The organism is Halodesulfurarchaeum sp. HSR-GB (genome assembly GCF_031432215.1).
GTDB lineage: Archaea > Halobacteriota > Halobacteria > Halobacteriales > Halobacteriaceae > Halodesulfurarchaeum.
This window is the reverse complement of sequence record NZ_JAVKGN010000001.1, coordinates 1815197-1827656: the sequence shown is the minus strand read 5'-3', so window position 1 is coordinate 1827656 and position 12460 is coordinate 1815197. Positions and strand designations below refer to the sequence as shown.

The 12460-nt window shown below is 64.2% G+C and carries 10 protein-coding genes and 1 tRNA gene; 5 read left to right on the top strand and 6 right to left on the bottom strand.

Annotated features, from left to right (window positions below; all coding sequences use genetic code 11):
• Positions 1–21: 21 nt before the first annotated feature.
• The 5 genes from RH831_RS09670 to RH831_RS09650 all read right to left on the bottom strand — a co-directional run bounded on the left by RH831_RS09670 (position 22) and on the right by RH831_RS09650 (position 5934).
• Positions 22–1275, bottom strand: a complete 1254-nt coding sequence (locus tag RH831_RS09670; protein WP_310553979.1) for an ABC transporter permease — start codon at positions 1273–1275, stop codon at positions 22–24.
• The gene (locus tag RH831_RS09665; RefSeq protein ID WP_310553978.1) at positions 1272–2834 is read right to left on the bottom strand and encodes an ABC transporter ATP-binding protein; all 1563 of its coding nucleotides are present in this window, start codon (positions 2832–2834) and stop codon (positions 1272–1274) included. Before RH831_RS09665 ends, RH831_RS09670 begins: the two co-directional genes overlap by 4 nt.
• Before the next feature lie 12 nt (positions 2835–2846).
• Entirely contained in the window at positions 2847–3950 is a 1104-nt protein-coding gene (locus tag RH831_RS09660) for a BMP family protein (protein WP_310553977.1), read from the bottom strand.
• Between the two features lie 73 nt (positions 3951–4023).
• A complete protein-coding gene (locus tag RH831_RS09655) occupies positions 4024–5415 on the bottom strand; it encodes a phosphomannomutase (protein WP_310554146.1) in 1392 nt (463 codons plus the stop codon).
• Positions 5416–5463: 48 nt separating this feature from the next.
• Positions 5464–5934: a DUF5793 family protein gene (locus tag RH831_RS09650; protein ID WP_310553976.1), complete on the bottom strand. Its 471-nt coding sequence runs from the start codon at positions 5932–5934 to the stop codon at positions 5464–5466.
• A gap of 100 nt (positions 5935–6034) precedes the next feature.
• Here RH831_RS09650 and RH831_RS09645 point away from each other — a divergent pair, with 100 nt between their 5' ends.
• From RH831_RS09645 to RH831_RS09625, 5 genes are all read left to right on the top strand, one after another.
• Complete coding sequence (locus RH831_RS09645; RefSeq protein WP_310553975.1) at positions 6035–7702, top strand: type II/IV secretion system ATPase subunit; 1668 nt, start codon at positions 6035–6037, stop codon at positions 7700–7702.
• Between the two features lie 5 nt (positions 7703–7707).
• Entirely contained in the window at positions 7708–9765 is a 2058-nt protein-coding gene (locus tag RH831_RS09640) for a type II secretion system F family protein (protein ID WP_310553974.1), read from the top strand.
• Entirely contained in the window at positions 9762–10400 is a 639-nt protein-coding gene (locus tag RH831_RS09635; protein ID WP_310553973.1) for a class I SAM-dependent methyltransferase, read from the top strand. Before RH831_RS09640 ends, RH831_RS09635 begins: the two co-directional genes overlap by 4 nt.
• Before the next feature lie 37 nt (positions 10401–10437).
• Positions 10438–10508, top strand: a tRNA-Gly gene (locus RH831_RS09630).
• Between the two features lie 319 nt (positions 10509–10827).
• A complete protein-coding gene (locus tag RH831_RS09625; RefSeq protein WP_310553972.1) occupies positions 10828–11577 on the top strand; it encodes a hypothetical protein in 750 nt (249 codons plus the stop codon).
• Here the strand turns inward: RH831_RS09625 and RH831_RS09620 are convergent, their stop codons facing one another.
• Positions 11578–12375: an HD domain-containing protein gene (locus RH831_RS09620; protein WP_310553971.1), complete on the bottom strand. Its 798-nt coding sequence runs from the start codon at positions 12373–12375 to the stop codon at positions 11578–11580. It abuts the gene before it with no gap.
• Positions 12376–12460 lie beyond the last annotated feature (85 nt).

Below are 12460 nucleotides of genomic sequence, written 5' to 3'. Positions count from 1 at the left end.
GCGTCGAGATGGTCAACGCAGTCATTCTTGCTCACCCCGTGGGTCGTGTCGATCGGCTGGCACCACGCGCTTGCCGATCATGCGGAAGAACTCCGGCATGGCGACGAAGAGGATGATCAACCCCCGCAACACCCCGACGAGTTGGGGCGGGACGTCCGTCCCGACGTCGACGACCACCGACCCGCTCTTGAGCACGCCAAAGAGCAGGCCAGCAAAGCCAACCCCCAGTGGGTTGTTCCCGGCGAGAATCGAGACGGTGATGCCGTCGAACCCGTAGTCCGGGACCCCCACCTGGAAGTTCCCGAGCATCATCAGGACGTAGACGGCCCCACCGATCCCGGCCAGCGCGCCCGAGAGGGTCATCCCCGTGAGGATCGTCCGCTCGGCGTTGACCCCGCCGTACTCCGCTGCGTCGGGCTGAATCCCGCTCGTGCGGATGTCATAGCCGATCGCGGTGTGATTGAGCAGATACCAGATCCCGAGGAGCATCGCGATGCCGAAGAGCAACGCCAGAATCGAAAAGTCGTCTCGGGCCTCGAAGATCACACTCGGGAAAAGGGCGTGGTCCGGAAGCGCGACGGTCTGGTTCGCGAAACTTTCGGGGTCCTTGAAGTGGTTTGCAACGAGGTACAGCGCCGTCGAGGTGGCGACGAAGTTCAACATGATCGTCGTGATGACCTCGTTGGCCTCGAAGTAGGCCAGCAACGCCCCCGGAATCGCCGCGAAGGCCCCGCCAGCGAGTGCGCCGACGAGAAGTCCCACGATCAGGAGCAGGAGCGTGCCGACCGCCCCCGTCACGTGGGGTGCGATCGGCAGGAGCGCCAGTGCCGTCGCCAGCGCACCCGCAACGAGTTGCCCCTGGGCTCCAATGTTGAAGATGCCGGCCCGGAACGCGATGGCGACTGCCACTCCCGCGAAGATGAGGATCGTCGTCTCGGAGAGGGTCGTCGCCAGTTGCCCGTTCAGCGGGTCAAAGCCGGGGCGGATAATCGAAGCGAACTCGCCCTGGAGCGGCTTGAACGCCGGGTTGATCGGATCGCCGAACGCACCCAAAAAGAGCTTGTCGAAGACCGCAAGCGGATCATAACAGAAACTCAGTCCGAACAGGCGCATCGCCGGGCTCGAACACTCCGCGAGGAGCCCGGCAAAGAGGATCAGTCCGGTGCCGACGATCATCGACAGTGTGAGTGCCGCCAGGCTGATGAGCACCCGCTCGAATCCCGAGGCTCGGGTCAGGCGATCAAGAAGATCGTAGACGCGATCGCGGAGGGTCATACACTCCCCTCCACGTCCACCGATCGATCGGCGGCCTCGAAGTCAGTGGGTCGTTCGCCGGCCATGAGCAGCCCCAGTTCCTCGTCGGTGACGGCATCCGGATCGACCACGGCGACGAGTTCTCCCTCGTACATCACTGCGAGCCGATCCGAGAGCGCCTGTACCTCGTCCAGTTTCGAGGAGACCAGAAGCACGCCCGTCCCGTCCGCTCGCAGGTCGATGAGTCGGTCGTGGATGTATTCGGTCGAGCCCACGTCCACGCCCCGGGTCGGGTGGGTCGCGAGCATCAGCCGTGGGTCGCGCTTGAACTCCCGGCCCACGATGAACTTCTGCTGGTTCCCGCCGGAGAGTGACACTGCTGTTACGTCCGTCTGTCCCGGACGCACGTCGAACTCCTCGACGATGTCTTCGGCGTGGCTCCTGGCAGTGTTCCAGTTGAGGCGGGGCCCGGGGCCGAAGCGGCCGGAGTGCTGGCTCCCCAGAATCCCGTTCTCGACGAGCTGAAAGTCCATCACGAGGCCCCGTTCCTGGCGGTCCTCGGGAATGTAGGCCATCCCGGCGTCGATGCGTTCGAGCCGGCTGTCGTCGGTGATGTCCGCACCCGAAAGCTGGATGGTTCCGGATTCCGCCGTCCGGAGCCCGCTGATCGCCTCGACCAGTTCGGCCTGGCCATTCCCATCCACGCCGGCAATACCGAGGATCTCGCCCTCGCGAACGGCGAGGGAGAGGTCCTGCACGGCGGGGACGCCCCGGTCGTTCTCGACATCGAGGTTTGACACCTCCAGGACCGGTGGGCCTGGGTTCGCAGCCTGCTTTTCGACCTCCATGAGGACTTCCCGTCCGACCATCATTCTGGCCAGGGATTCGCGGTCCGCATTGTCGGCCTCGACGGTTCCGACGTTCTGCCCGTCTCGCAGGACCGTGATCTCGTCGGCGGCCTCCATGGCCTCGCCGAGCTTGTGCGTGATGAAGATGATCGTCTTGCCCTGCTCGGTCAACTCCTCGAAGACCGCAAAGAGGTCCTCGACCTCCTGTGGGGTCAGGACCGCCGTCGGTTCGTCCATGATCAGCACTTCCGCACCCCGGTAGAGGGCCTTGAGGATCTCGACACGTTGTCTGACCCCCACGCTGATCTCCTCGATCGTCGCGTCGGGATCGACGTCGAAGCCGTACCGGTCGCTCAGCTCACGGACCTCCTGGCGAGCCTGGTCCCGATCGACGAGGAGTCCGCCCCACTTCCGGGGTTCGTTGCCCAGCACGATATTCTCGGTCACCGTCATCGGGTCGACGAGCATGAAGTGCTGATGAATCATCCCGACGCCCGCGTCGATGGCCTCGCGGGGCGAGTCGAAGTCCCGCTCTTCCCCGCCCACGGTGACAATCCCGTCGGTGGGCTCGTAGAGACCGTAGAGGATGTTCATCAGCGTCGTCTTGCCGGCCCCGTTCTCGCCGAGGAGGGCGTGTACCGACCCGCGTTCGACCGAGAGGTCGACGTCGTCGTTCGCGAGGACCCCGGGAAACCGCTTGGTGATCCCCGACAACCGGACGGCTGGCTCCATTGTCTGCCTTGCTCAGACGTTCTCGGGATCGGTCGGGACCTCGATGTCCCCGGCCATGATCTCTTCTCGGCTCGAACTGACCTGGTCTTTGATCTCCTGGGGGATCTCGGAGCCGATCTGGTCGCCGTAGACCGTGGCGACACCGTCGTCGTCCAGGCCCAGGGTGTTCGTGCCGGCTTCGAAGGCGTCGTTGACGACCGACTCGACGGCGGTGTAGACGGCCGTGTCAACCCGCTTGACCATGCTCGCGAGGATCACGTCCGCGTAGCCGTCCTTCGTGATCGACTGGTCACGGTCGACGCCGATCGCAAAGCGGCCGTTGCTCTGGGCGGACTCAAACACGCCCGTCCCGGTGTTTCCGGCGGCGTGATAGACGATGTCCGCGCCGCCGCTGTACATGTCGTCCGCGATCTCGGTGCCGGTCGAGGGGTCCGTGAAGGAGCCCGCGTACCCGGATTTGACCTCGATCTCGCTGTCGATCGACTTGACACCGGCGGTGAAGCCAGCCTCGAACTTGCCGATGAGGCCGCCCTCGACACCGCCCACGAAGCCGACGACCTTCTCGTCGGGCTTGGTTTCGCCGCCCCCGGCGCTGAACTCACGGGTAGTCAGCAGGCCGGCCAGCTGACCGACCAGGTAGGAACCCTCGTGCTCCCGGAAGACATAGGAGGCGACGTTGTCTGCGTCGACGGTCTCGTCGACGATCATGAACTGCTGGTCGGGGTAGTTCGCGGCCGTGTCGGCCAGCGAATCAGCCTGGAGATAGCCGATCGAGGCGACCAGATCGTAGTTCGGGTCGGTCGACTGGGCGAACTGCTCCTGATGTGAGGAGAAGTCGGTGGTGTTCTCCGGCTGGGACTCGTTGTACTCCACGTTGAAGTCCTCGGTGGCATCCATGATGCCGGACTGGGCCTGGTCGTTGAACGACCCGTCGCCCAGGCCACCCGTGGCGTATACCATCCCGACGTTGGTGACGTCGTCACCGGAGCCACCGTCTCCGTCAGTCGTCGTCCCGTCAGTCTCGCCCCCGCCGGAACACCCGGCGAGCGCAGTCAGGGATGTTGCACCGATGCCACCGGCCACCTTGAGAAACGTCCGCCGATCGAAGGTACCCATATCACATACCCGAAGCGGCGGCGAAAATAAAGGCGTCGAATACTCGTTCAGATCCCTGTCTGTGGGGCCTGTGTCACTCGGACACGTTCGATATGGCCGTTTCAATCGTGGACCGGACTGCCGTCACGAGGTCATCGACCTCGTCGCTCTCGGCGTACAGTCGAATGTAGGGTTCGGTTCCACTCGGCCTGACCAGCGTCCAGGACCCGTCCTCGAAGGCGAGTCGCACGCCGTATTCCGTCGAGACCGTCGCCGCCGGGAAGGCCTCCGGCAGCGTGGTTTCGAGTTGTTCCATCGCCGGCTCCTTCGCGTCTTCTGCACAGGGCACACTCACCTTTCGATAAGGGCGTTCTGCCACCGGCTCGCGAAGCGCTTCGAGGCCACCGGCTTCGGTGATCAGCACCGAGAGCAGGCCGGCACTCGCGATGCCGTCGATCCACCGGCCAAGTCGGGGATGGATGTGCTTCCAGGGCTCGGCCGCGAACACGACCGTGCCCGACGCCGCGGCGATACCCTCGTGGAGCGCACCGAGTCGCACTCGCTCTATTGTCCCCCCGGCGGCTTCGACCCGCTGGTCGATGCGCCCTGATGCGTTCGGCGTCGTGACGACGATTGGGTCCGCAACCCCGCTCGTCCGGACGTAGTACTCCGCCAAGATGGCGACGACCGTGTCCTCGTGGACGACTTCGCCGTCGCCGTCGACCAGGACCACCCGGTCGGCGTCGCCGTCGTGAGCGATCCCGAATTCCGAACGGTGGCCGGCAACGAAGTCCCGAAACTCGCTCAACGTCTCCGGAGTGGGTTTGCTCGGCCGGCCGGGGAAGTGGCCGTCGACGGTGCCGTTGATCGTGACGACGTTCGCACCGAGGACTTCGAGGAGCTGTGGCGTTCCGAGTGCTCCCATTCCGTTGCCACAGTCCACGGCGATGGTCGTCCCCGCAAGCGGCGTTTCCGAATCCATCTCGGCTCCAGCGTCGACCGGATGGGATTCGGGGAGTCTCTGTCCACGGACGTACTCGGTGACTGTCTCCTGGTACGCGTCGAGGGCGTCGACCCGCTCGGTCCCGCCCCACTGGTCCCAGGGGGCCTGCTCAGAGCCATCGGCCACCCGATCCGAGACCGCCTGCTCGGCCTGGCGATCGAACTCGGTCCCGTCCTCGAACAGCTTGATTCCGTTGTCCGCCGGCGGGTTGTGCGAGGCAGTCACCTGGATCCCATACCGGCCCTGCGAGGCGAACGCGAGGGTGGGTGTCGGCACGATGCCGACCGTGCGCACACTCGCCCCAGCGCTCTGTAAGCCCGCGCGGAGTGCCGCGACCAGCGTCTCGCCGGTCACACGCCCGTCACGGCCCACCACGAACTTCCGGTCCGGTTTTCCGACGGCCTGTCCGACCTGAAGCGCGAGCTCCGGTGTCACTTCGTCGGCGACTCGGCCCCGAATGCCCGCCGTTCCGAAGAGGTCCATGGGCATCGCTTGCCGTCGAGGACAGTATATAGTGTCGAAACCGGTGTGCTACAATTCAACACCTGCCGGGATGAGACTCTCCGATTCCCTGAGGGTTCCGTCGCTCGTGTACACGAGGAACGTGTCGGTTTCGTAGGTCTGGACGGGTGTCTCGCCCGCACACAGTTGAATGCGGTATTTGGGCGTCCCCTCGACACTCTCGGCCCGTCGCTTGGCCGCCGCGAGGAACTCGAAGACCTCCCGCCCCTGGGCGTTGAACTCACACACGAAATCGCCTGTTAGTCGGTCGCTGACCGCGACCACGCCGTCCGGGTTCCGCTCGTCTATCTCACCCTGTAGCCGGACGCTCACGTCGATGTCCGTGGCCTGGAGAATCGATCCGTCAGCCCCTTCCAGAGCCGACTTGAGCTCCGCCTGTGGCCCGTCATACCGGAGTCGGAGTGTCGGGAGGGGCTGGGTCTCACCTCCCGAATCGGTCTCGACATAGCGGGTCTCCAGCGTGAAGTCCTCCCGTTCCATCAGTTGATAGTTCGGGTTCCTCCGAAAAGAACGTGACGGCGGTCGAGGTGGGTGTGTGGGGATTTAAGCAGACCCCCTTCGAGAGTGGTCGTACAGATCGATGTCCCGGAACACAGCCCAGTCGGACACTGCCGTCGGGTCGATTCGCTATCGACTCTCGCAGATCGCGGCGGTCCTCCGCGGCTCGGCACTCGATGTCGACCCCTACGATCCGGCTCGAGACGGGCCGCTCGTTCAATTCGCTGGGCTCGAGGACTTCGAGGAAGTCGACCGCTACTGGGTGAACGCGCCCTTCGCGTTCGTGGTGATCGCCCATAACGCGGCAGAAAACGAGTATCGGTATCTCGTCGTGGAGCCGACCCTCACCGAGTTCGAACACGAACTTCTCGAACAGGTCTTCACGGACAGCCGCGAGTCGCTGATCTTCCGCGCGGAGTACGATCCGGAAGACGCCGAGGCAGTCATCACCGAACACCTCCTCGAACTCCTCGGGCAGTACGGCGTCGAGGTGGACACGAACACGATCTACCGCCTGTTTTACTACCTCTACCGGTCCTTCGAGGGCTTTGACAAGCTCGACCCCCTCATGAAGGACCCCCACATCGAGGACATTTCCTGTGACGGCTATGACCTGCCGCTTTTCGTCTATCACGATACCTACACCGATATTCAGACCAACCGCTCGTTCGGCGAGGCGGAACTGGACGACTTCGTCGTCCGACTGGCCCAGAACTCCGGCCAGCACATCTCGATCGGCGACCCCATCACCAATGCCACGCTTGCGGATGGCAGCCGCGGGGAACTCGCGCTCGGTCGGGAAGTCACACCTCGCGGGTCGGCGTTTACGATCCGCAAGTACGCCGAGGAGCCGTTCACGCCAGCCACGCTGATCGAGTATGACACCTTCAGCCTGGACCAGATGGCCTACCTCTGGCTGGCCATCGAGAGCAACAAGTCCCTGATCTTCGCCGGCGGCACTGCCTCCGGGAAGACCACCTCGATGAACGCGGTCTCGATGTTCGTCCCGCCGAACGCGAAGGTGGTGACGATCGAGGACACCCGGGAACTCACGCTGCATCACGATAACTGGCTCTCCTCCGTGACCCGGGAGAGCCTGGGCGAGGGCGAGGACATCTCGATGTACGACCTGTTGCGCAGTTCGCTGCGCCACCGTCCCGAGTACATCGTCGTCGGCGAGGTCCGGGGGCGGGAGGCGATGACCCTCTTCCAGGCGATGAACACCGGTCATACCACCTTCTCGACGATGCACGCGGACAGCGTCCAGACGGTGATCAATCGCCTGGAGAACGAACCGATCAACGTCCCCCGGGCGATGATCCAGTCCTTGGATGTCCTGTCCGTCCAGACTCTGACCTACGTGGGCGAACAGCGGGTCCGGCGGACCAACACCATCGCGGAGATCGAGGGCATCGACCAGCGGACCGGCGATCTGGACTACTCGATGGCCTTCGAGTACGACCCCGAGACCGACTCCTTCAACCAGTTCGACAGTATCGTTCTCGAGGAGATCCGCCAGGATCGGGGCTGGTCGCGCTCGGAACTGTTGCTGGAGTTCCGGAATCGAAAGCGAGTCCTCCAGTATCTGCTGGAACAGGACGTTCGGGACTACCGTCGCTTCACTGCCGTGATCAACGATTACTACGCCGATCGGGACACCGTGATGGACCGGATCGAGGCACAACTCGAGACGTCGGTCGGCGACACCGAATTGGCAGACGGCCACGCCACTGACAGCACGCAGGGGTGATCTCGGTGCTGGAACTGCTTCCCCTGGGACTGATCGCGGTTCTGCTGGTGGGGCTCGCGCTGGTCCCGGTTTCGTCCCGTCTCGACCGGGTGGTCACGCGAGTCGCCCTGGCAACCTTCGGTGAGTACGTTGGGGAGCGTCGGGCCGCGAACACCCGGCAGGTTGGGCTCCTCGCTGCTGCCCACCGGCCCGCGACCTATCGGGCCTACGCGGCCAAGACGTTCCTCTACGCGACCATCGCGGCACTGCTCGGGAGCGTCGCTGGGGTCTATGGGTTCCTTGGGACACGGGAGGCCCTCGTCGCTCTCGGACTCCCCTCTCTGCTCCCCTGGCTGTCCGGCCTGCTTCAGACCCCGCCTGCCGAAATGGGGATTGTCGGGCTTTTCGGGCTCCTCCTGGGAAGCAGTGCGACTCTCGGGGTGATCGGAGCTTTTGGTACCTACCGGCTTCGGTGGTATCTCCCCCAGTACGAGGCCGGTGAGCGTGCCCGGCGGATCGACTCGACGCTGAAGCGGAACGTCGCCTTCCTCTTTGCCCTCTCCCGGAGTGGGATGCCGTTCACCCAGGTCCTCCGGACCTTGAGCAATCATGCCACGGTCTACGGCGAGACTGCCCGGGAGTTCGCGGTGACGGTCAAGGATATTGATCTCCTCGGTGCGGACCTCATCACGGGTGTCGAGCGGACCAACAAGCGGACGCCGAGTGACGAACTCTCGGAGTTCGCCGAGAACCTGGCGAGTGTACTCCGAAGCGGTGGCTCGCTAACGGGGTTTCTTCAGGAGCAGTACGAGTACTTCCGCGAGGAGGAGTCCGCCCAGCAGGAACGGTTCATCGAACTTCTGGGAGTGCTCGCCGAGGCGTACGTGACCGTGTTCGTCGCCGGCATGCTCTTTCTCATCACCATTCTGGTCGTGGTCGGCCTGCTTCTGGGTGGGACACTGACCTTCCTCCACGCGCTCGTTTATCTCGTCCTCGGACTGGCGAATATCGGCTTTATCGTCTATCTGGATACCATCACGGAGGACCTCGTGGATGCGGACGCGGATGACACCAGTGGGGCCACTGAACTGCAGTTCCCGGACGTGCCGGTGGAGTCCGCGACGGCCCCGGCCGACGAGACCGAGACGAAAAACCGCGATCGCCTCTCGATCGCCCGACAGATCAGACCGATCCTCCGCTCGCTCATGAATCCCCGCCGTCTCTTGACCGAGCGTCCCGCGGCGATTCTCTGGGTGACCGTCCCGATCGCTCTCCTCTGGGTCATCGGCGGCTGGTGGCCGGCGCTCTCGACCGGAACGCTCACGCCGAGTGCGCTCGATGATCCGTTGATCCGGGCCACGCTGTTCGTGACTGGTACCTACGCGATTACCTACGAGATCGGTCACCGGCGGGTCAAACGGATCGAGGCCGCGATCCCGGACTTCCTCGATCGGCTCGCGGCGACGAACGAGGCGGGGATGTCGCTGGTCGAGAGTTTCGGTCGAGTCGCCCGGTCCGATCTGGGCGCGCTGTCGACGGAGATGCAACGAACCTGGGCCGACGTACAGACCGGCGCGCCCATGGAGCGGGCCCTTCGTCGCTTCCAGGCGCGGGTACAGACCCCGGCGATCACCAGGGTCGTAACCCTCACCACGAACGCGATGGGCGCGACGAACGACATCGGTCCGGTCTTGCGAATCGCCGCCGACGAGGCGAAGTCGGCCCGCAGACTGGAACGTGATCGGCACAACGAACTGTTGACCTACGTGGTCGTTATCTACGTGGCCTTTTTCGTCTTCCTGGGGATCGTCCTCGCCCTGGATCAGGTGTTCATCCCCAGCATCCCGACGGGACTTGAGACCGGTGGCGCGGCCGGTGGCGTCGGCTTCGGTGGCAGTCTGGGTGAGTTGACGCCCGCGAAAAAAGAGGCCTACGGGCTGGTCTTCTTCCACGCCGGGATCATCCAGGGCTACGTCTCCGGCTTCGTGGCCGGGCAGATGAGCGACGGCCGCCTCGCGGCGGGTGCCAAACACGCGACGGCGATGCTCGCCATCGCCTACGTGGTTTTCCTGGTGTTCGCATGACCGACGAATCCCCGCCGATCCGGGAGGTCTACGACCGAATCGGGTTACACTTCTCACAGACTCGCCAGTACCCCTGGACCGACGTAACGGACTTTCTCGACACCGTCTCGGGGACTGTGGGTTTGGATGTGGGCTGTGGCAACGGTCGCCATACGGAGGCCATGGCGTCGGTGGTCGAGACCCCGATCGGATTGGATTTGAGCCGCTCGCTCCTCGAAGAAGCCCGGTCGCGTGTCACCGAGTCGGGGATCGAGGCAACGTTTCTCCAGGGGACGGCGACGACTGTGCCACTCAGGCACTCGACGGTCGACGTGGCCGTCTACATCGCGGCGATCCATCATCTGCGGGAGCAGGACGCCCGCATCGAGAGCTTGGACGAGTTGGCACGGGTGCTTCGACCGGGCGGTGTCGGCCTGGTCAGCAGCTGGTGTACGGCCCACGATCGTTTCGACCGGGAGACGGGCTTCGATACGACTATCGACTGGACGCTGCCCGACGGCGAGACCGTGCCTCGATACTATCACATCTACGACCGCGAGGAGTTCGTGGCGGATGTCTGGGCCAGTGACCTCGAATTGGAGCGTGAGTGGGTTTCGAAGGGGAATTGCTATGCCCGGGTCGGGGGATCCAGATGAAAACGTCCTTATTCCGGGGCTCCATAGACCCGACTGCGCGCCGGTGGTCTAGCGGTAGGACCTGAGCCTTCCAAGCTCATGGCCCGGGTTCGAATCCCGGCCGGCGCAGTGAGCGAGTTTTACGAGCGAACGAGCAGGCCGGATTCGAATCACGCGAGACGAACACCGTGAGTCTCGCCATCGGGTTCGAATCCCGGCCGGCGCATAGCGAGGGACGAACGGTCTGAGTCCCTCGAAGGCGAGCCACTTTTTCCGAGGGGCTGCTGCGCAGCCCCTCGCAAAAACTTGGGGAAAAGACCGCAAGCGGCTGTTGAATTGGGTGTGACTCCAACCGCTGCAGCACGGGTCTGCCATATTCTTCCCTGCAGACCCCAAATCCGTCCGCCCGACCGCATCCTTCAAGGCCGTCCCCGTTCGACAGCGTGACATGCGGGCGTATCGGTTCGTAAACGCGCTTGGATCGGCCGTCGAAACCGCCGGCCGAGAGGTGGCAGACGCAGCGGACGTAACCTCGGCCCACCGAGGCGGCCTGAGCGATTCGGCGGCTCGAGTGGGGGTCCGGGTCAGCGAGGAACTCCTGCGTCAGATGGCTCGTGAGACCGCGGGCCTCAGTCTCGACCGAGCCGAGTTCGAGGCACGAGGGGTTCGCGTGACCGACGATTCGTCACCGGGGACGGACCCGATCGGGCTCGATCTCGGCTTCTCCGTGCACGTCGACCTCCCCAGCTACGAGGCAACGAACGTGGTTCTCGCGACGGTCGTCCATACCTCACAGATTCCGGCCGAGAGCGCCGCTAGTGAGCCGGGTCCGATACGGGATCGGATGGCGTCCCTCACCGAGCGGACGTCGGCGGCCTTTCTGCTGGTCGTGGACGATGCGGGGACCCGAGCGATTCCAGCCCAGAGTCTGCTGGCACTCTCCGAACCGATCAGTAGTCAGTCGATCGAGCAATACCTCTACGGGCGCTCGTTGGGGCGGTTCGTCGAGGAACTGGCCGAAGGCTTTGTGGGCGTCAGTCGAGTGGGCGAGGATCAACAGGCTCTGGCACTCGATCCCGAACGGGAGGGACAACTCCGGGACTGGGCCAGGTCGACCGACTTGCAGGGAGTGTACGCGCTGCGGATCTCCGAGACACGGCCCCGGACCGAGTCCTCGCTGTCGGCGTTTTTGGACTGACTAGAGCTCGATCCGTTCGACGAGGCGATCGTCGCCGCCAGTGGTGTTCACCGCGACGATCCTGACCAGTTCTTCCAGTCCCGATCCTTCGAGTTTGTTCTTGAGCAGCCCGTCGACCTGGTAGACGCCGGCCGCGTTTCGCATCGTGATCTCGACGAGCACCGGCTTGGTGTCTCCCTCCAGGAGTTCGACCCGGTCGATGGCCTGGCTGGAGATGGTGTTGATCCCGCGCCCACCCCGTTCGTAGGGGATGCGTGAGCGACCGCGCTCCATGTCCAGGGCGTCTGCGACCCGGATCACTCCCGCCTCGGTCGTCAGGGGCTCCTCTGCCGAGTGGTGACAGAGGATCGCATGGAGGATCTCGCCTTTCATTCGGACTCGCTCGCCGATGTCGTAATACGGCTCGAGGAGTCGATCGAGGAGGTCCGCAGCGATGATGATCGAGTAGTAGGTGTGATCGTCCCGGTGGACGACGTGCCCGATGTCGTGGAGCGTTGCGGCGAGCGCGACGATGACGGGTTCGTCGGCCTCCTGGAGACCCTGGTCAGTCGCCCCGTTGAACGGGACGGTGGCTCGCTTGAGTAGCTCGTAGAGCTGGAGGGCCCGGTTCCGGACGATCTCGATGTGTTTCTCCCCGTGGTCGTTGTAGCCCTTCCGGGTAACCGGGTTGACGTTCTGTGCTTCGAGGTACGCCTGGACCTCGGGATCGTCGAGGACGTCCCCCAGGATCTCGTTGAGTCGCTCGTCCGGGAACGAGTGATCGGCTTCGGGATCGTAGGGGAGCGTGCCGTTGCTCATACAGGCCCCGACGCCGGCCCGATAGATAGTTCCCAGTGACTGGGAGTACCGGGTCGGAGCATAAAGCCTATAATCGCTACTGAGT